Annotated in this window: 16 protein-coding genes and 1 pseudogene; 4 read left to right on the forward strand and 13 right to left on the reverse strand. The window is 33.3% G+C overall.

The features are described 5' to 3' along the window. Positions 1–60: 60 nt before the first annotated feature. On the forward strand, positions 61–2226 hold the full coding sequence (locus ACJQQZ_RS07900; protein WP_002450404.1) for an RNA degradosome polyphosphate kinase: 2166 nt from the start codon (positions 61–63) through the stop codon (positions 2224–2226). A 45-nt stretch (positions 2227–2271) separates the two neighbouring features. On the opposite strand, the gene ACJQQZ_RS07905 is transcribed toward ACJQQZ_RS07900, so the two are convergent. Continuing rightward, on the reverse strand, positions 2272–3504 hold the full coding sequence (locus tag ACJQQZ_RS07905) for an acetylornithine deacetylase (protein ID WP_002450405.1): 1233 nt from the start codon (positions 3502–3504) through the stop codon (positions 2272–2274). 83 nt (positions 3505–3587) lie between these two features. After that, on the reverse strand, positions 3588–4283 hold the full coding sequence (locus ACJQQZ_RS07910; protein ID WP_002450406.1) for an SDR family oxidoreductase: 696 nt from the start codon (positions 4281–4283) through the stop codon (positions 3588–3590). Between the two features lie 190 nt (positions 4284–4473). Between ACJQQZ_RS07910 and ACJQQZ_RS07915 the strand changes: the two genes are divergently transcribed. Then, positions 4474–4761: a DUF1413 domain-containing protein gene (locus ACJQQZ_RS07915; RefSeq protein WP_124227978.1), complete on the forward strand. Its 288-nt coding sequence runs from the start codon at positions 4474–4476 to the stop codon at positions 4759–4761. Positions 4762–4899: 138 nt separating this feature from the next. Here the strand turns inward: ACJQQZ_RS07915 and ACJQQZ_RS07920 are convergent, their stop codons facing one another. The 9 genes and pseudogenes from ACJQQZ_RS07920 to ACJQQZ_RS07960 all read right to left on the reverse strand — a co-directional run bounded on the left by ACJQQZ_RS07920 (position 4900) and on the right by ACJQQZ_RS07960 (position 15217). Beyond that, positions 4900–5091, reverse strand: a complete 192-nt coding sequence (locus ACJQQZ_RS07920) for a hypothetical protein (protein WP_002450408.1) — start codon at positions 5089–5091, stop codon at positions 4900–4902. Positions 5092–5349: 258 nt separating this feature from the next. Further along, entirely contained in the window at positions 5350–6015 is a 666-nt protein-coding gene (locus ACJQQZ_RS07925; protein WP_408023117.1) for a dihydrolipoamide acetyltransferase family protein, read from the reverse strand. Positions 6016–6104: 89 nt separating this feature from the next. Beyond that, positions 6105–6624: pseudogene (locus ACJQQZ_RS07930) on the reverse strand (biotin/lipoyl-containing protein); the annotation flags it as partial. Between the two features lie 18 nt (positions 6625–6642). Then, positions 6643–7683 carry an alpha-ketoacid dehydrogenase subunit beta gene (locus tag ACJQQZ_RS07935; RefSeq protein ID WP_002450410.1) on the reverse strand — a complete coding sequence of 347 codons (1041 nt, stop codon included), beginning with the start codon at positions 7681–7683 and terminating at the stop codon, positions 6643–6645. 18 nt (positions 7684–7701) lie between these two features. Continuing rightward, the gene (locus ACJQQZ_RS07940; protein ID WP_124227980.1) at positions 7702–8655 is read right to left on the reverse strand and encodes a thiamine pyrophosphate-dependent dehydrogenase E1 component subunit alpha; all 954 of its coding nucleotides are present in this window, start codon (positions 8653–8655) and stop codon (positions 7702–7704) included. A 66-nt stretch (positions 8656–8721) separates the two neighbouring features. Then, the gene (gene lpdA / locus ACJQQZ_RS07945; protein WP_124227981.1) at positions 8722–10074 is read right to left on the reverse strand and encodes a dihydrolipoyl dehydrogenase; all 1353 of its coding nucleotides are present in this window, start codon (positions 10072–10074) and stop codon (positions 8722–8724) included. Positions 10075–10321: 247 nt separating this feature from the next. Further along, positions 10322–13186, reverse strand: coding sequence for a DEAD/DEAH box helicase (locus tag ACJQQZ_RS07950; protein WP_124227982.1), 2865 nt, complete (start codon positions 13184–13186; stop codon positions 10322–10324). 2 nt (positions 13187–13188) lie between these two features. Next, the gene (locus tag ACJQQZ_RS07955; RefSeq protein WP_002450416.1) at positions 13189–13581 is read right to left on the reverse strand and encodes a (deoxy)nucleoside triphosphate pyrophosphohydrolase; all 393 of its coding nucleotides are present in this window, start codon (positions 13579–13581) and stop codon (positions 13189–13191) included. Positions 13582–13726: 145 nt separating this feature from the next. Beyond that, the gene (locus tag ACJQQZ_RS07960; RefSeq protein WP_124227983.1) at positions 13727–15217 is read right to left on the reverse strand and encodes a glycosyltransferase; all 1491 of its coding nucleotides are present in this window, start codon (positions 15215–15217) and stop codon (positions 13727–13729) included. A gap of 316 nt (positions 15218–15533) precedes the next feature. On the opposite strand from ACJQQZ_RS07960, the gene ACJQQZ_RS07965 reads away from it, so the two are divergent. Continuing rightward, the gene (locus tag ACJQQZ_RS07965) at positions 15534–17171 is read left to right on the forward strand and encodes a phospho-sugar mutase (protein ID WP_124227984.1); all 1638 of its coding nucleotides are present in this window, start codon (positions 15534–15536) and stop codon (positions 17169–17171) included. 232 nt (positions 17172–17403) lie between these two features. Continuing rightward, positions 17404–17856, forward strand: a complete 453-nt coding sequence (locus tag ACJQQZ_RS07970) for a DUF5776 domain-containing protein (protein WP_002450419.1) — start codon at positions 17404–17406, stop codon at positions 17854–17856. 47 nt (positions 17857–17903) lie between these two features. On the opposite strand, the gene galU is transcribed toward ACJQQZ_RS07970, so the two are convergent. Next, entirely contained in the window at positions 17904–18770 is an 867-nt protein-coding gene (galU, locus tag ACJQQZ_RS07975) for a UTP--glucose-1-phosphate uridylyltransferase GalU (RefSeq protein ID WP_002450420.1), read from the reverse strand. A 470-nt stretch (positions 18771–19240) separates the two neighbouring features. Then, entirely contained in the window at positions 19241–20599 is a 1359-nt protein-coding gene (locus tag ACJQQZ_RS07980; protein WP_049424485.1) for a gluconate:H+ symporter, read from the reverse strand. Between the last annotated feature and the right edge of the window lie 82 nt (positions 20600–20681).

The raw sequence follows: 20681 nt of genomic DNA on the forward strand, positions 1-20681 counted from the left end.
AATTGTATGGTACTTTTAAACTACATGAGTATATAAAAAACGATGAGGTGTTTTAAGCGTATGCAAACTCAATTGGGAGAAAAGGATATTAATTTACCGCAATACTATAACAACCGGGAGTTAAGTTGGTTAGACTTTAACTATAGAGTTTTAGAAGAAGCCTATGATTTTAGTAATCCACTACTCGAGAAATTAAATTTCGTATCAATTTTTAGTTCGAATTTAGACGAATTTTTCATGGTGCGTGTTGCAGGACTTAAAGATCAGGTCAAAATGGGCTATGATAAACCTGAAAACAAAGCACAAATGACACCTCAAGAGCAATTAGAAGCTATAAAAAAGAAAAATACAGAGTACGTTAACATTCAATACAATCGCTACAATGAATTAATTGAAGAGTTACGTAACTATGAAATTGAAATGGCTCAACCTGAGGACTTATCAGAATCACTATTAAATAGACTAGATCATGAATTTAAAACGAAAATTTTACCTACATTAACGCCATTAGGTATAGATGCCTATCATCCATTTCCAAAATTGAATAATAAAAGTTTAAATATCTTTGTAGATATCGATACAGAAGATGCAATTAATTCAGCAATTGTTCAGATTCCATCATTAATACCTAGATTTTTAACTTTAAACGAGGGGTATAAGCAATATGTGTTAATGGTAGAAGATGTTGTTACATTCTTTATTAATCAACTGTTCGTTGGTTACGAAGTATTAAATACATTTGCTTTCCGAATCACAAGAAATGCAGATTTAACCATTCACGAAGACGGTGCAGAAGACTTATTAATTGAAATCGAACGCTTCTTAAAAGAACGTAAAAGTGGCTCAGCCGTACGTTTAGAAGTGGATGGTCGTACTGCTGTACGTGAAGATATTGGTTGGATTATGGATCAACTTGAAGTTAAAGATGACGACGTCTATTTTGTAGACGGTCCTTTAGATTTAACTTTCTTATTTGGTTTAGTTGATCACTTATCTCATAAGTTAAGTTATTTAACTTACGATAAATACACACCACAAGTGCCTCGTTCACTTGGCTATAACAACATTTATCAATTAGCTTTGGAACGTGACATTTTCTTCCACCATCCATATGAATCATTCGAACCTATTGTCGATTTTATTAGAGAAGCTGCCGAAGATCCAAATACCATTGCAATCAAACAAACGTTATATCGTGTAAGTAAAGATTCCCCTATTATCAAGAGCTTGAAAGAAGCTGCCGAAAAAGGTAAACAAGTAACGGTCCTTGTCGAATTAAAAGCACGTTTCGACGAAGAAAATAACGTTCATTGGGCACGTATGTTAGAAGATGCGGGTTGTCACGTCATTTACGGTATGACACACCTGAAAACACATAGTAAAATCGCACTAGTCGTGAAGAAAATAGCTGGTGAATTAACATCATTTGTACATCTTGGTACAGGAAACTATAACGACAAAACTGCTAAATTGTATACAGATATGGGTATTATTACGACAAATAACGAAATTGCTGAAGATGCGATTAACTTCTTTAATTATTTAAGTGGCTATTCAGTTAAACCACAATATAACAAGTTGATTGTGGCACCGTTTGATATACGAGATGTCTTTATTGATCGCATTGATAAAGAGATTAGTAGTCACTTAGAACATGGTAATGGGAAAATCATGATGAAGATGAACTCATTAACAGATAAAGCAATTATTGAAAAATTATTTGAAGCATCACAAGCTGGTGTAAAAATCCAATTAATTATTCGTGGTATTTGTTGTTTAAAACCAGGCATCCCTGGTATCAGTGAAAATATTGAAGTTGTAAGTATTGTTGGTAGATTACTTGAACATTCTCGAATTTATTACTTCCATAATAATGGAGACGAACGTATCTACCTATCATCAGCCGATGTAATGACACGTAATATGATCAAACGTGTAGAAATCTTATTCCCTGTAGAAGATAAAAACATTGCCGCACGTTTATTAGACTTTATGAACTTACAACTATCTGATAACCAAAAAGGTCGTTATCAAGATCAATATGGTAATTATCATTATATCGAAAACAATTCGTCACCTTTAAATTCTCAAGCCTACTTGATGCAAGTTGCACTTAAATATGGTCAAGAATTAAAACGACAAAGCGCGCAACCATCCGGACGTGCCGTGCGTTCTAAACGAGGTGGCAGTTGGGTTAGTCGCTTACGCGATACGCTCAAACGTTAATTTAATCAATCAAGGGCTGGAACGTTGTCGTTCCAGCCCTTTTACTTATTTTTCAGGATATTGATACCAATGTTTTAAAAATTGATATAGCACATCGCTATATTTTTTAAGTTCTTCTTTTTGTATTTTTTCATTAACGCTATGCGCCTCTTCTAGGCTGCCCGGTCCATATAAGATGGTTGGAATATCAAAATGGGCAATCCAACCACCATCAGTCACTGTCGTACTCATACCATATTTTAATGGAGTTTGATGTACCGTTTGATGTGCTTGTTGTAATTGATGAAAACCAGGGTGGTCTACAGGCACTGTAAAACTTGGGAATATTTCTCCCTTATCTTCAATCATAGATGTACCGCCCCACTCAAATTCAAGTGGATTGTCCTTTAGCCACACATCAGCTTGTGCCACACGATTTAAATAATCTTCGATCTCTGTTACTACATCTTCGTATGACTCATTTGGTAAATAATGTACTGTAATCCATAATCGACATTCATCAGCAATAAATGCTGGGTGTCTGCCACCTTCAATTACTGCAGGATTAATGGTATTGGCCCCTGCTGGCATATCTGGATAATGCTTCATTACAGCCCAATGCCGTTCGAGTTCATTCAATGCTTGGATGATTTTAGTCATTTTTTCAATGGCACTCGCACCAAATAATCCACCACCTGCGTGAATCGTTTGATGACGGGCACCATCATGTATTGTGTTCTTACTTTTAACTGTAATCCAACCTGTAATGACACCGCCCTGTCCTAGCGCTTGATTTTCACTTGTATCTAATACAAGCGCTAAATCACCTTTAGGTCCTACTTCACAAGCACGTTTAGTACCTGCTTCTCCAACTTCTTCACCAACCACTGACTGAACAATGATGTCACCTTTAGGTCGATGTCCTTCTTGATGCAATCGTTCTAATACATAAAATAATGATGACATCCCACCTTTCATATCACTGACACCTCTACCATATAACCAATCTTGGTGCTCCGTAAGTTGAAATGGTGGATATATCCAGTATTGATCATCTTCTACAGAGGCAACATCGATATGACCGTTTAAGATCAATTTAGGCGCTTGTGCATCTATACCTTTGAGTGTACCAATGACCACACTATCATTCTCATACATTGTTTCACGCTGTATGCTAAAGCCAAGTTGTTTTAACAACTGTACGATATCATCTTGTAATGGATCGGTGTTCCGACCTGGTGGACTTTCCGTTTGATAACTGACTAACCATTCTAATAACTCAAATTGACGTTGATTCAATTTACATCCCGTCCTTCATGTAAAATGATTTTATTAAAACGTTTACAATTTAAGTCTATCATGTTTATGATTTGAATTAAATATTATACAGGTCTTACTGTTACTTCATTAACATTCACATGACTAGGTTGTGTTAATGCATAAATGGCAGCATCAGCAATATTTTGTGCTTCTAGCTTTTTACGACCATTAAAGTCGTAATGCTCTGTTAATGGTGTTTCAACCATACCTGGTGAAATGCTAGTGACTTTGACACCTGTTTTGGCTAATTCTTTTTCTAATCCTTGAGTAATCGTATGCACTGCTGCTTTCGTGGCACTGTAGATCGCACTACCTTTCGTTACTTCAAATCCTGAAATAGATGCGATATTAATAATATGACCACTTGATTGTTCTAATAACTTTGGTAATGCAGCTTGCACTGTATACAATGTTCCTTTAACGTTCACATCAATCATTGAATCCCAATCTTCTACTTTATAGTCTGTGATTTTAGATGATTTCATTTGACCTGCACTATTAACAACGATGTCTAATCCACCAAAACTTGTTTTAGCAGTATCAATTAATGATTCTACCTCACGTTGTTTCGTTACATCTGTAGCTACCACTTTAACTTGATCGCTATCAAATTTTGTAGCAACTGCATTGAGTTTATCTGTATTTCTTCCAGCTAAAACAACTTTAACACCTTGTTCTCCTAGAGTAGTTGCGATTGCTTCACCAATACCGCTTCCTGCACCTGTTACGACTGCGACTTTATCTTTTAATTGATTCATCTTCAAAACTCCTTTTTATTTATCATTATTTTATAATTACCAATGACACTACTAAGTTAAACGTTTGTGAATACAATCTATTTAATAGTAAGTTTCAAACATTTGAAACTCATGATTGTAAAATTCATTTATAAGTTATAAAGTTAATGTGTAACTATCATACATGTTTTGGAATTATAGGGGGCAAATAATGACTTTTCATGATCGTATATTAAAATTAAGAGAACACAATCACCGCACGGCATTTGAATTTCGTTTCGAAGACTTATTTACTAAAGAGGAATGGTTAGAGATGTCTATCGCTGATCAAAAAGCTGCAGAAAAGCAATTCCAACGTGACATTAATCAAATGAGTGATGTCAGAATGCCATTCGTTAGTGTAGATAAAGCAAAAAACAAAATGTTCAATCTTATCTATGCCTATAACGGTATTAAAAAGAACTTTAAAGTCGTAGAAGACCAACAACATTCAAGATAATTCAAAAAAGACCGTACCTCATTTGAGATACGGTCTTTATAAACATTTCCAGAATTATACGGGGGGTATAATAATGATGCCTTCAATTGCTCACCAATGAAGGCAAGTTGTTAATTTACGATTAGGAGTCAAAATGAATTAGTTTGTCACTAATGTTTTTCGTTCTAAGCCATAGTAGTATAGTCTTTCAGCATCGATATAGGGGATTGAATCGATAGTTAAATAGCCATCTTTAATGTCGCCAATAATACCTTGGTTCACACCGGTATTGACATAGATTTCATAGCTACTTACATCAGAGAAAACAAGCTCTTCAATTACTTTTCTCACTTTTATCACTCCAACATGTCTTATTCCTTACAATTCATATACTACACTATTTTTCAGAAAATAAAAGGTGTTTGTGATTGTTTTCACAAAAATATCACTTTTTAAAGATTGTAAAAATAATGTTAACTTTCATATATAGAACTACATGATAATCTGAATTAATATTTTAATTAAGATATTAAAGCGCACATCTACTTAAAATAAAGCAACTTTAAGCTAGATGTGCGATATATTTTATATTGATTCCTTTGGTTTAATCTATAAAATCAACAGATATGGATTTTCGATATATTTGGCTAATACTTTCAGGAATTCTGCTGCGCCTGCACCGTCTAATATTTGATGGTCGAATGTTAAACTTAGTGGAATTCGAGACACTTGTTTAACATTGCCGTTATCCATAACAACCTCTTGTGATAATGCGCCTATACCTAAAATACCTGTTTCACCAACATTTAATATTGGTGTGAAGTATTCAATTTCACTTGCCCCCATATTCGTAATCGTAAACGTAGCCCCTTGTAATTGTACATCATTTGTTCTACCTTCACGCACCGCTTCAGAAGACTGTTTAATTTCATTGGCAAGTGCACCAACACTTTTAGTATCTGCTTGTGTTATAACTGGTACCATTAAGCCATCTTCAAGTGATGTTGCTACACCTAAATGCACGTCATCATATTCCGTTAATGTGCCATTTTCATAACGTGCATTCATAGCACCATAATCTTTAAGAGCTAAGACTACTGCTTTAGCAAGTAATGTTGTGACAGTTAACTTAACATCTTGCCCTGCGTTTTGTAGCTCACCTTTTAATTTATCTTTAAATTCTAATAGGTGATCAGCATCTACTTTAAGATGTAACGTCAACTGAGCAGTATTTTGAAGACTTTGTCTCATATTTTGAGCAATATTTTTACGCATTGGGCTTAAACCCTCACCGACATTTCCTACTGCAAAGTTTGCAATTTCGGATGTATCTTGTTGCGGTTCGCTAGACGTATAATCTGCTTGATCATAACCATTTTCAAGTACACGTTGGATATCTAATTTAGTAATCCGTTGATTACCACCTGTACCATTAATACGTGTAATATCTAGGTCTTCTTTGTCAGCCATTTTACGTGCTAATGGAGAAATAAATAGACGTTGTTCTTGAGATGCGTCTTCTTGACTAGGCTGCTGAACCTTGTCTTCTTGATTTGTGTTTCCGTTATCTGCATCACTTTCTTTTGCTTTTTCATTAGTTTCATCTTTAGAATTATTTTCTTTAGATTGTTGCTGCGTTGATTCGCCTTCTTCTCCAATAACACCAAGCACTGCTTTAACTTTTGCTTCTTCTCCTGCTTGTACATTGATTTTTAATAATGTACCTGATGCTGGTGCTTCTACGTCTTGTGTTAACTTTTCAGAACTAATTGTGACAATACTGTCTCCTTCATTGACTGTGTCACCTTCTGATTTAAACCATTCTTCAACAGTTCCTTCTTTCATTGTCATTCCTAATTTCGGCATTATAATATTTTCACTCATGTTTCACACCCCCCATACTTATGATTTAGCTTGTTTCAAATCATCGATTAATTCTGATGCGACATCTAAAACTTTATCTGTATTTGGTATATAAGCTTCCTCTAAGTTAGCTGCAAATGGTACTGGTGTGTCTGGTGCAGTGACCTTTTTAATTGGACCATCTAAATAATCAAATCCTATATCACCAATCACTGATGCCACATCACCAGCTACATTACATTGTGGGTTAGATTCATCGATAACAATGAGTCGTCCTGTTTTCTTAACTGAATCTAATACGGTATCTTTATCCCAAGGTGATACTGAGCGTAAATCAATCACTTCAACAGATACATTGCTTTCAGCTAATTGGTCTGCCGTATCTAAAGCGACAGCTACCATTTTACCTATAGCTACAATGGATAAATCGCTACCTTCTCGAACAACATTGGCTTTACCAATTTCTACCGTATAATGTTCTTCTGGCACCTCGCCTTTTTGACCTAATAGTGTTTTATCTTCAGAGAATACGACTAAATTGTCATCTTCAATCGCAGCATTTAATAATCCTTTAGCATCATACGGATTAGATGGTACAACGACCTTAACACCTGGAATCGCAGCAAACATATTATATAGTGATTGTGAATGTTGTGCCGCTGCACCTGCGCCTGCACCATGTACAGTTCTAACAACTAATGGAATTTTAGCTTTCCCACCAAACATATAGCGCATTTTTGCCCCTTGGTTCAAAATAGGATCCAGACCAAATCCAATAAAGTCATTGAACATTAACTCTGCGATTGGTCGTAAACCAGTAGCTGCCGCACCAACTGCTGTACTTAAGGTAATATGTTCTGCTATCGGTGTGTCAATAACACGATCACGACTATACTTTTTAGCCAAACCTTTGGTTACACCAAATACACCACCAAATGTATCATCATCTTTGATATGTTCCACATTGGCACCACCAGAGACATCTGTACCAATTAAAATGACATTGTCATCCTTTTCCATTGATTGATCGATTGCTTCGTTGATTGCACCCATAAATGTTAACTTACGATTTTCACTCATAATGATATCCCCCTTTGCTTATGCAAATACATCTTTATATAGTGATTCGACATCTGGTAACTCACTTTGTTCTGCGTATGCAACTGAATCTTCAACTGCTTGTTCTGCAGCTTGTTCAATTTCCGTTGCTTCTTCTTCCGTTAACCAACCTTCGTTGATTGCTACTTTTCTAAATTCTTCTGTAGCATTTTTATCTGCATTACGATCATTAGGTGATTTAACCTTTTGTTCATCACCTTCAAAGTGACCATATTTTCGATACGTATCACATTCGATAAGTGTTGGTCCTTCTCCATTTTTAGCTCGTTCAACCGCTTCTTTAGCAGCATTTCTCACTTCAATCACATCCATGCCGTCCACTCTAACACCAGGCATGTTATACGCTTTAGCACGTTCTGCAATGGTTTCAGACGCACTAGCGTAATCATGTGTTGTACCTTCAGCGAATTGGTTATTTTCACAAACAAATATCACTGGTAAATTTAAAATAGATGCAAAGTTTAATCCCTCATGGAAATTCCCTTCATTGGCTGCACCATCACCAAAGAAACATACGGCAACATTTTCTTTTTTCTGATTTCTAATGGATATACCTGCACCCGTCGCAAGGCCAAAGCCACCACTTACAATTCCATTGGCACCTAACATACCTTTATCGATTTCAGCTACGTGCATTGAGCCACCTTTACCATGGCCAAGTCCATCTTTCTTACCCATAATTTCAGCCATCATGCCGTTTAAATCACAACCTTTAGCAATCGCATGACCATGTCCACGGTGTGTACTTGTAATATAATCATCATCTTCTAACAATGACATGACACCCGTAGCAACTGCTTCTTCCCCCACATACAAGTGAACGAATCCTGGAATTTGACCATCACTAAAAATTTTATGCACTTTTTCTTCAAAGTATCGAATTTCATTCATTGTTTTATAAATCCAACGTGCTTGTTCCTTTTCCATAGTCATTTCCTCCCCTTTAACCGATTCAAAACATCACATTTTTGTCACAAAATTCAGAAATTTAAATGTAAATTACATGTGTATAGCTTTTTTAAATAATGCATCTGCACCTTCACCTATTGCTTCTAATAAAGATGGATGAGGTTGGATAATTTGAGATAGTTCATTTATTGTGCCTTCTGAAGATTTGACACCTAAAACTTCACCAATGAGATCTGTCGCATGTGGTCCCACTATAAATGCGCCTAAGATTTCATTATATTGCTTATCAGACACTATTTTAATGAATCCTTGAGGCTCACCTTTGATCATCGCTTTCGCATTACCTTGGAAACTTGATTGAGTAACTACTACATCATAACCTGCATCTTTCGCCTGTTGTTCTGAAAGCCCAACGGATGCCGCTTCAATTCTTGTATAAATACATCTTGTAATTTCATTAGGATTAACAGGTTTTGGATTTAATCCAGCCAACTTTTCGGCTACTACAACGCCTTGAGCACTTGCAGTATGCGCTAATTGATAACCTTTGACTAAGTCTCCAATAGCATAAATATGGTTATTACTTGTCTGATTAAATGCATTCACTTGAATGAACGAACCATCCATTTCGATATTGAGCGCGTTTACGACTTGTGTATTTGGCTTTCTACCTGTCGCAATTAATAATTGATTGAATTCAACTGTGTCACCGGTTTCAAGTTGAATAGTATAAGGTGTTACTTGCTTAATTTGTGCTTGTGTAATGATATGAACACCTTGTTCTTCCAGATGTGCTTTCAAATATTCACGTACTTCTTCAATTTCAGTCAATAAGATATCATCAGCTACTTCAATGATTGTCACGTCTACGCCTAAATCAGCCATAGATGATGCTAATTCAGTAGCAATTACACCACCACCAATAACGGCTAAACGTTTCGGTAATGACTGTAGATTAAAGAAGGTATCAGTTGTTAGATAATCTACATCTTCGATACCTTTAATAGGTGGAACAAATGGTTGACTACCTGTTGCTAATATGATGTCTCTCGCCTTCAGTGATTGTTGATTCACTTCAATTGTTAGTCCATCTTTAACCACAGCTTCTCCTTGAATCAGTTCAACGTTATTCTTCTCAAGCAATTGTGTTACACCATTTGTTAACGTGTGAACAATGTTGTTCTTATGTTCAAATAAACGTGGATAATCAATATTCAAATGACCCGTTGTGATACCTAAATCATTAGCAGCATGGATTTGATGTACTTGAGACCCAAACTCAAGTAACGTTTTAGAAGGAATACACCCCACATTCAAACACGTTCCCCCAACATGTTGCTTTTCAATGATTGCGACTGATTTACCAAGTTGTGCCGCTCTAATTGCAGTCACATAACCACCAGGTCCCGCACCAATCACTACAAGATCATAGTTACTTGCCATATCACATCCCCCTTCCATATCATATTCATAAAAGCCATTTAATAATGAAAAGAAAACCCAAAAGAAACAAGAAAATAAAAAGCGAAGTAATTATTATAAATTGTGTAAGCGTTTTCTTATTCCTTTAATTACATATTACAACTAAAAAGATATTTGAGCAAATGAGAATAATAAAATAAATATTATTTAGGAAAACAAAAAAAGTAAGATGAACATTGCGTTCATCTTACTCGAAATAAAAAAACTATTAATCCTCAGTTATATATCTAAAAATATCATCTCTAACTGCTTGATGCATAGAAATTTTCATGGTTACCACGGAATTACCATTTGGCATTATATCTTCTTCTTCTGTACCTTTAATATAATTTGCTGTACCTAAATAATAGAAATACTTGCCATCATCATCTTTTTTCTTAACAAAAATATACATCGTTACATTATCTTCCGCATGTTTCAGTATATTTTGTACTTCAGGAGAGGTAATCTTTCTTGGAGAACGCGTATACCATTTCAATTCATCCTGACTCAAAAATTCATCTTCATATTTTGTATTATCACTTATATCTTCGTGTTTGTCATAAGTTATAAATATAGGTAAAGTTTGATGTTTCATTTTATATCCATTAATTGTTGCTGACTCATCACTATCCCAATTTAATAATTTTACGAAATCTTCTCTAGAATATTTGTTGTAAATAATCATTTTATTTCCACTATCTTGATATCGCATATTATTGTATTTAGATAGATCGATCAAATCTAAAAAGTAATTCTCAAATAATGGTTTCTTTAAGGCGCTAGAAAAATCACTTGTTAGCTCCACGTTTTTATCATTAATAGTTATAAGTGGGCTTCCATAAATATCTCCAATTGTTGCTTTAAATAATGTAAAATCTAAGACTTTTAATGATGTCATCACATCTTTTTCAGTTATATCATCATTTTGATATCTCATACTTTCAATTAAATTATCAATTGAAGTTTCGCCTTCGACTAAAGTTTCTAATACATCAATATCCACCTTTTTTAATCCTGGTGTTAACTGTCTAGATAAAAATGTTAAGTTCTTAAATTCATTAATACTTAACGTATCTTCAATATATTTATTTTTAGTTAAAAATTCATGATAATTTTTGCATTTAGAAAAAATAACACTAGGGTCCACTGAATTTTGTCTTATGAAATCCATTAACATAGGTTGTTTTCCTATTCTTTTCTTAACCGTTTCATATGCTTCCCTTAATAATTTTGGTTGATTAAGTTTAACAGCATCTAATGAATCATAAATTCGTTTTTTAGCTATTTCTTCAAAGTTAATAGTAGAAACGCCATTCAGTTCACTATTAGTTGTTAAGAATCTTTTATAATTGTCCTTATTTTGAGATTGATCACCTGATAAAGCAACTGGTATTAAGTAATTAGTTTTATAGTTTCCTATAAAATCAATTACTGTCACATAGTCCTTATTATCACTCTTTCTTAACCCTCTACCTAGTTGTTGAATAAAAATGATGCTTGATTCTGTAGGTCGTAACATTACAACTTGATTCACTTCCGGTATATCAATACCTTCATTAAATAGGTCGACCGTTATAATATAATTGATTTCCCCATTTTTCAAGCGGTCAATTGTCGTACTTCGCACATTGATATTATCTTTACCAGTCAATCCAACAGAAGGGATTCCACAATTGGTTAGTTTTTCTGCTAACTCATATGCTTCATCTCTCCGACTAACAAAAATCAGACCCTTTAATTCTTCTCCAGAATAACCATAGTAATCTGTTTTTTCTAAAATGTTCTTTAATCTTTCATCAGATGTTAAGTTCTTTAAATCAGTAACATCCTCATTTATTTCTCCGTTAAGTGAATAATCCGTAACACCAAAATAATGGAAGGGACATAAAATTTCACTTTCTAAGGCCTCTTGTAATCTAATTTCAAAAGCCACATTATAATCAAATAATTCAAATATATTTAGATCATCTGTTCTTTCTGGAGTTGCTGTCATACCTAACATAAACTTAGGTGTGAAGTAATTAAATACTTTCTGATAACTAGCTGCAGCTGATCTATGTGCCTCATCAAAAACAATATAATCAAAATGATCCTTTGCAAATTCTTTAAAATTCTCATTATTAGATAATGTTTGAATAGTAGCAAATAAATACCTCGCATTGATATCTTTATGTTTTCCAGTTAAAAGTCCAAATTCTTTTTCATCAATATGAGGCATTACTTTTCTAAATTCTTCTTTAGCTCTGTTTAAAATACCTTCATTATGTACTATAAACAAGAACCTATTTGGATTAAATGACCTAACATCTAAGGCACATAATATTGTTTTACCAGTTCCTGTAGCCGAAATAATTAAGCTTTTTTCTCTCCCTTCGTTTCTAAGAGCCTCTAAACATTTTAATGCTTCTTTTTGCATTTTATTAGGCTGAATATCTATAGCATTATTAAATTTTTCTGTAGATTTCAATTGTTCTTTTTGTATTTCAAATACTTTCTTTATTGACTTATACTCAAAAGTTTCTTGATATTCTTCAACCCAACTCGATGTCAGCGGTATACTTTTATCCCACAGATCATTAAATTGTGATTTCACATTATGAACTAATTCACCATTTCTATGCGTTGATAACAGAATATTGTGCTCATAGTTAATTTTCAATGCATTGGAAGTTAAATTTGAACTACCAATGATCATCGAAGAATAATTGTCATGATCAAAGATATAACCTTTAGCGTGAAATCCTTCTACATCTGTCAATCTTACCTCAACATTTTCTAATTTAAGTAGCTCATAATACATTTTAGGACTATTAAATCCTAAATAATTTGAAGTAAGTATTCTTCCTTTTACTCCTTTTTGGTTTAAATCATATAAATAAGATTTTAAACTAGCTAATCCACTTTCAGTAATAAAAGCCACTGATATACTAAAAGATGAACACTTTTGCAATTCTTGTACAACAGTTGATAAAACATTTTCTTTTTTATTATTAATTAATAGCTTAGGCGTAAAATTACCCTGATGTGATACATCTTTATCAATAAATCCTTTATATAGCGATTGTGTAAAATCTTCGATTAGCCTATTCATAGCTATTCTCCTTCTATTAATAATTTAACTGCTGGAACATCTGCTGGAGCCCATTCTATTGAATCAAGTTGATTAATTGGTAACCACTTTATCTCTTTATGTTCTGTTAAAGTAGGTAATTGTTGATTTAAATGACATTTAAAAGTTGTTAAATTAACAATACCAAAATCATATTCATGTTCTGTAGTTGTCAGTTTTTCTTTAACTGAGATATCACATTTCATTTCTTCTTTAATTTCTCTAATTAATGCTGCTTCTTCTGATTCTCCTTTTTCAATTTTCCCACCAGGAAATTCCCATAATAGCGGGAGACTCATATTTTCACTTCTTTGTGCACATAAAATTTTGTTATCTGAATATATTACTGCGCCAACTACATTTATTACTTTTTTCATAACTATCACCTTTTAAATTTGTTTATATATATTCATTCTATCAAATAAATTGAATATAGTAATTTATCTAATGAAAATTTAAGATCAATACTATATTTAATCATAAAAAACTGGACAGAATGTCTTATCTGTCCAGTTTATTTTGCTATTTTACTTTATCAAATAATTTTTGGAAGTTGCCTGCAGCATTTTCTTGTTTAAGTTCTGCTTTTGTCGCAACATTTTGTAATGGTGTTTTTACTATTTTATCCATGTATTCTGCAAATTGTTGGATATTATCTGGTTCAACTAAATAGCCATTAACACCATGTTCAATGATTTCACTTGGGCCATATCGTACATCATATGAAATGACCGGACAACCTACTTCAATACTTTCCATTACAGTTAATCCGAAACCTTCATATTTACTAGTTAATAATGAAGCTCTAGATTTCCTAAATTCATCTAATGGATTATTAGTATAGTCGTAAATCTTAACTTTGTCTTCTAAGCCATATTCATCTATTAAATCTAACATCAGTTGTTTTTGATTTGCTTCGTCAGGGCCAAATACAGTTAAATTTGTTTCATGACCAATTGTTAAAAATTGTTGATATGCTTTAATTAAATGATCCACTTGCTTTTGAGTGCCTAATCTACCAATAAATACAAATCGGTCTAATTTTTCAACGTTGCCATTTTCTGGATAAGGCTCAATAAAGTGAGGAATAACAGAAATTTTACTATCATCAATATTAAATAAGCTTTGAATGTCATTCTTTTGTTTCTGAGTAAGCAATAAATATTGCGCTACTTTATTAGAATTCTCTAATGCTGTTTTATATGAACCTTTGATTTTGTCACCATCTAAATGACTATTATGGAAAACAAGGACATTTTTAGTTTGGTGACTCTGATTTAACATAGGTTTGTCTAATACTCTAGCATCGTTAAAAACGATATCCCCATCATTAAAACGATGTTCAAAATAATATTCAAACAATTCTTTTTCAGTTTTAAATGCACATAAGAATTTATCGTCTTTAAATACTTGTATAAAATCGATGCGTTTATCTACACTTGAATCAAAAAATTTCTTGCAGTAGATATGTCCCTCAGTATCATAGTATTCTTCTAAAATTTTGAAGAATGTTTTTGATGAAAAGTATACTTTTCTATGAAGTTGACCGTAAGTGTTATATTCTCTACGTTCAATTCTTTTTTTCGACGCTGGTGTCATCACATCTTCAAATTGTAGCATATTTGTGCCTTCATAATATTTTCTATAAAGGACATATGTTTCCCCATCATAATAACGAATTACATTACCGTTATTAAATTCCTTCTTTTCTAAACCTTCGATTTCTTTATTCATTTCCTTATAAACTGGCTTTTTCTTAAATTTAGTCATTGGGATAGACAATAATTTAAATCCAGACAACCAATCATATAAATTTTCAAATTCAGTATTTTTCGTTACAACGTCATCTTGTAAAAATTTTTCATAAACTTCATTATAATTTGCGTTATAGTTGGTAGTGTATATTTTATTAACTATATTCATCTCTTCATCTAAAAACTTAATACGCTTTAATAATGCCTTGGTTCTCCCACCGTGTACTGGTGGTAGTGTGCTCGTAATTGTATATATCATAAATAATCCCCACTTTTATTAGTTAAGCTAATTATATGAAACAATCTAAAAAATGTATATCAATTTAGTAAATCAAAATTATTTATTTACCATTTTATTACTAATAACTATTAATTTTATTTATTTAATCGTCTAAAATTTTCTAGTAAGGTTTTATATCTTTTTAATGTAACTTGCAATAAATGTACTATATAATAAGGATAACTTACATGCGTACATTACTACCTTTATACCCGTTACATGGTATAGTTAATTTTAAATTAAGCATTCAATTTTATATGTCGCATCATTATTTTTTAAAGGGGAATTTATATTTATGAAAGATAATTGGATTAATGTCATTGACGACAGTTTAGTTAAAGACTTTTATAATCAACAATCTTCAGAGGAACAACAAGAAGGATTTGAAACAACGCTTGCTTTTGGTACAGCAGGTATCAGAGGTAAATTAGGTCTTGGTGAAGGCCGTTTAAATCGATTCACAGTTTCTAAAGTTGCGCTTGGTTTAGCGCAATTTTTACAATCAAAACATGACTTACCTGTAGCTGTGATTCACTATGATACAAGACATTTATCACCTGAGTTTGCTCAAATCATTGCGACGATTTTAGCGAGTCACGATATCAAAGTTTATTTATCAGATACGTATCGTACAACACCTGACTTATCATATGCAGTGAGATTTTTAGAAGCACATGCTGGTGTCATGATTACCGCAAGTCACAATCCTAAAGACTATAATGGTATTAAAGTTTATGGCGAAGATGGTGCACAACTATCTACAGAGCCTTCTAATGTGTTAAGTGATTACATCAATGCTTTAGGTGATCCACTAACTATTGAATTACCTCAATTATCAAATGAACAACAATCATTGATTTTATCTGTGCCAGATGAAGTAAGAGAAGCTTATTTCAAAGATGTTCAATCATTAGTTGGTGATATACCACAATCTGATTTACAAGTGGTATTCACAAGTTTACACGGTACAAGTGTACCTGTGGTCCCTGAAATATTATCTCAATTAAACTTTAATCAATTTAATTTAGTTGAAGCACAATGTAAACCAGATCCTAATTTCAGTTCTGTCGCTAGTGCTAACCCAGAGGATCACAAAGCATTTGACCAATCTATCGAGCTTGCAAATCAAGTCAATGCAGATTTATTAATTAGTACGGATCCTGATGCAGACCGATTAGGCATTGCTGAACGCGATCAAGAAGGCAATATCTATTATTATAATGGTAACCAAATTGGCGCCCTTTTATTAAATTATCAAATCAAAGCAACATCACATTTAAACAATAGATTAATGATTCAATCCATTGTTAGTAGTGAATTAGCTAAATCTGTGGCACGTCATCATGGTGTTGCATATAAAGAAGTGCTCACAGGATTTAAATATATTGCTGAAGCAATCAGAAATATGTCTGAAGATCAAAATTATTTATTAGGCTATGAAGAAAGTTATGGTTTCTTAGCAGGACCTTTCGTTAGAGATAAAGATGCCATTCAAATTGTTCCACTTATCATCAAGTATGCATCTGAACTTAAAAATGAAGGCCGAATGTTAAAAGATGATTTAGAAGATATTTATCAACAAGTTGGACGTCATAATGACCAATTGTTCTCACATACTTTCGAAGGTGCTAAAGGTAAAGCTATTATTGATGATATTATGAAATCCTATAGAAACAACCCACCTCGTACAATTAATGGATTAGACGTTCTTGCTATTGAAGATTATGAAACTGGAGAAAAAGTTGATTTCCAAACAAATGAAACAACACCAATCACGCTCCCTAAAGCAAACGTGCTTAAAATATATTTCAAAGAAGGTTTTATTGCTCTAAGACCATCTGGTACTGAACCTAAAATTAAATTATATGTGTCATTAACGATTGATCATTTCGACGATGTAGCACAACAAATTAATGAAGAAATATTTAATTAAACATACCACAACTTCCCTTCCAATTAGGGAAGTTGTTTTTAGTATTATTACAATAATGAGTTAACTCATTATTGTACATATCCTCAATTGATAATGACTTTATACCTTTCTTCACGTATAATAATATTAAGTTATTTCGAAAGCGCTTTACTCAAATAGAATAACTTACCAACGCAACTTATATTTTCATGAGATTTTTATTCTTATTAAAAACGGAGATGACTAGACAAACATGAAACAATATCTTACAGAAACACCTCAACATATTGTCGTATTAAAAAAGATTAAAAAGTATGAAGATGCCAATTTCACTAAAGACATAGCTGTCATCAGTAAGGGACAATGTATAGAAATAACTAGTATGGACAAGAGTGATAAAGGAACGCCTAGATTGGTAGCTAAAGAGGGGTACTATATTACCGCTAATGAAGATTTCGTTGCACCTATTAATCTTGATAGTATCCAAGGCTATATTACTCATGCACCTAAAGCGATTGAAATTGTTAAAAAGTGTAAGTTATATGAGGATGTTGGATTTAAGAAAGATCCTATTAAATCATTAGAATTAGGTACAAAATTAGATATTATAGATATTGAATTTACGAGTAAGTTAACACCTAGATTAAAAACATCGGATGGACTTTACGTCACTGCTAATCAGAGTTTCGTTAAAGTTTTAAAATAACGCAAAAGCACCAACCATAAGATTGCTATGGTTGGTGCTTTTTGATTTTATAAGTCTAATTGCTTAATAAATGCTTTTAAGTCGTCTTTCATATCTTCGTCTTTTAATGCATATTCAATCGTTGTTTTAACGAAGCCTAGTTTTTCGCCGACATCGTAACGATCACCTTCGAAATCGTATGCGTATACTTGGCTTTCGGCATTCATACGTTCAATTGCATCTGTTAATTGAATTTCGTTACCTGCACCTTCTTCTTGTGTTTCAAGATAATCAAAGATTTCAGGTGTTAGTACATAGCGTCCCATAATCGCTAAATTAGATGGTGCTGTACCTTGTTTTGGCTTTTCTACGAATTTCTTAACTTCATAACGTAAACCTGATTTTTCTAATGGATCGATAATACCGTAACGGTGTGTATCTTCTTCAGCTACTTCTTGAACACCAATTACGGATTTACCTGTTTCATCGTAAACATCCATCAATTGTTTAATTGCTGGCGTTTCTGATTCCACAATGTCATCACCTAATAATACAGCGAATGGTTCATTTCCAATGAATTGACGTGCTGTATGAATGGCATGACCTAAACCTTTTTGTTCTTTTTGACGAACATAGAAGATGTTAGCTAAATCTGTTGAGTATTGAACCTTTTCTAATAGGTCATTTTTCCCTTTTTCTTGTAATACCATTTCTAATTCTTTTTGGTTATCGAAATGATCTTCAATCGCACGTTTATGTTTACCTGTAACGATAATGATATCTTCGATACCCGCTCTTGATGCTTCTTCAACAATATATTGAATTGTTGGTTTATCTAAGATCGGTAACATTTCTTTTGGCATTGCTTTCGTTGCTGGTAAAAATCTTGTCCCCAAACCAGCTGCTGGAATAATTGCTTTTTTTATTTGTTTCAAAGTCTCTACTACTCCTTTAAATTAAAGTATGAAGCTTAATCATATTTACCTTATCTTATCATTAAATAAACATTGTGCCTAGTTATACCTATATTATGAATATCACACTATTTTAACATTTGATTTTAATTGACCAAAACTTATCATATCCTTTATTTCATTCTCTGTTTATTGCAATCAAATCAATGGCATAGTATTATTGAAGTATAAAAATACAACTAGCAACCATTCGACTAGTCACTAGGTGGAAAAACTAAGCAACATATTTTGAGCGTTAACTCAATTCATATGTTTTACACAAACAGCTTTTAAACTCGTCTTATTCACAGTAAGACGGGTTTATTTTTTCGCTCGAATGTGCTTGATAAACAACATAACAATATATGTAATAGTTACTGCTAGTGGTATGTACACAATAATGTGTAAAGAAAACTACCGACTGTTTCCAGCCGGTAGTTACATCCTCAATGTTATACAAATAAACTAATAAATAAGATAAAGATGATGCCTGATACTGAAATGATTGTTTCTAGTAATGACCATGTTAAAAATGTTTCTTTAACTGTTAGTCCGAAATATTCTTTGAACATCCAGAATCCTGCATCGTTCACATGAGATAAAATCACACTTCCTGCACCGATTGCCAACACAACAAGTGCGACATTGGCATCTGAAGCTTGCAGTAATGGCATCACAATACCTGTCGTAGATATGGCGGCTACAGTTGCAGAACCTAGTGCAATTCTGAGTACTGCAGCAACAATCCATGCAAGTAGAATTGGTGACATGTGTGTACCTTCGAACATTTTGGCGATCGTATCACCGACACCACCATCGATAAGGACTTGCTTGAATGTACCGCCACCACCAATGATTAATAACATCATGCCTATGGGATAAATAGCTTGAGTAACTGATTCCATGACATGGTCCATTTTTCTATGTCTTAATATGCCCATTGTAAATATGGCAAAGATAACTGCGATCAACATAGCTGTACCGGCATTACCAATTAAATAAATAATTGATTCAAATGCATTTTTAGGTGAATCATGTCCTGTGATAAGTTGTACTAATGTTGAAACGAGCATTAAGATGACTGGTAATATCGCTGTTAAAATACTAATCCCAAACCCTGGCATTTCTTCTTCAGTAAATTCCTTTTGAGCACCTAATGCTGAAATATCTCCCTCTCTACCATATGCAGATGGAATGATTTTTTGTGCGATTTTATTAAATAATGGTCCTGCGATTAAAGTAACAGGAATTGAAATAATAATACCGTAAAGGAGTACATGACCAATATTCGCTTTTAATTCTTTAGCTATAACCACTGGTCCAGGATGTGGCGGTAAGAAACCATGTGTCACTGATAATGCTGTAACCATTGGTAATCCAAGTTTAAGTGTAGATACATTCGCACGTTTGGCTACTGTGAATACTAATGGAATTAATAACACTAATCCCACTTCAAAGAATAAAGCGATACCGACGATAAATGCAGCAACGAGCATCGCCCACTGTACATGTTTTTGGCCAAATTTGGCGATTAATGTATCGGCAATGCGTGTTGCGCCACCCCCATCAGAAAGTAGCTTCCCTAATATCGCTCCTAGCCCAAAGATAAGTGCAATATGTCCTAGCGTACCACCCATACCCTTTTCTATCGTTTCCATAATTTTATCTAGTGGCATACCTAGTAATAAAGCAGTAACTATTGATGTAATGATTAGAGAGATAAAGGTATTCAGTTTTAAAAAGATAATTAAACATAATAAGATTACAATTCCTAAAACAACGCTAATTAACGGCCAAATTTCTGTAAACATGGCATTCCCCTTCTTCCTATAATGTGTCTGTTCTTATTTACAAAGTTGCTCGAATTCGAAAGTGGCAAAGTGACGTTGTAAC

The organism is Staphylococcus sp. KUGN1, assembly GCF_045984185.1.
GTDB classification, from domain to species: domain Bacteria; phylum Bacillota; class Bacilli; order Staphylococcales; family Staphylococcaceae; genus Staphylococcus; species Staphylococcus warneri_A.

What these genes read in the sequence shown, in the direction of transcription:
- ACJQQZ_RS07900 (WP_002450404.1), top strand. Translation starts at nt 61, where the DNA reads ATGCAAACTCAATTGGGAGAAAAGGATATTAATTTACCGCAATACTAT.
- ACJQQZ_RS07910 (WP_002450406.1), bottom strand. Translation starts at nt 4,283, where the DNA reads ATGAATCAATTAAAAGATAAAGTCGCAGTCGTAACAGGTGCAGGAAGC.
- ACJQQZ_RS07950 (WP_124227982.1), bottom strand. Translation starts at nt 13,186, where the DNA reads ATGAATAGGCTAATCGAAGATTTTACACAATCGCTATATAAAGGATTT.
- ACJQQZ_RS07925 (WP_408023117.1), bottom strand. Translation starts at nt 6,015, where the DNA reads ATGCGTAAAAATATTGCTCAAAATATGAGACAAAGTCTTCAAAATACT.
- ACJQQZ_RS07955 (WP_002450416.1), bottom strand. Translation starts at nt 13,581, where the DNA reads ATGAAAAAAGTAATAAATGTAGTTGGCGCAGTAATATATTCAGATAAC.
- ACJQQZ_RS07960 (WP_124227983.1), bottom strand. Translation starts at nt 15,217, where the DNA reads ATGATATATACAATTACGAGCACACTACCACCAGTACACGGTGGGAGA.
- ACJQQZ_RS07935 (WP_002450410.1), bottom strand. Translation starts at nt 7,683, where the DNA reads ATGAGTGAAAATCGTAAGTTAACATTTATGGGTGCAATCAACGAAGCA.
- ACJQQZ_RS07970 (WP_002450419.1), top strand. Translation starts at nt 17,404, where the DNA reads ATGAAACAATATCTTACAGAAACACCTCAACATATTGTCGTATTAAAA.
- ACJQQZ_RS07940 (WP_124227980.1), bottom strand. Translation starts at nt 8,655, where the DNA reads ATGACTATGGAAAAGGAACAAGCACGTTGGATTTATAAAACAATGAAT.
- lpdA (WP_124227981.1), bottom strand. Translation starts at nt 10,074, where the DNA reads ATGGCAAGTAACTATGATCTTGTAGTGATTGGTGCGGGACCTGGTGGT.
- ACJQQZ_RS07965 (WP_124227984.1), top strand. Translation starts at nt 15,534, where the DNA reads ATGAAAGATAATTGGATTAATGTCATTGACGACAGTTTAGTTAAAGAC.
- ACJQQZ_RS07915 (WP_124227978.1), top strand. Translation starts at nt 4,474, where the DNA reads ATGACTTTTCATGATCGTATATTAAAATTAAGAGAACACAATCACCGC.
- ACJQQZ_RS07980 (WP_049424485.1), bottom strand. Translation starts at nt 20,599, where the DNA reads ATGTTTACAGAAATTTGGCCGTTAATTAGCGTTGTTTTAGGAATTGTA.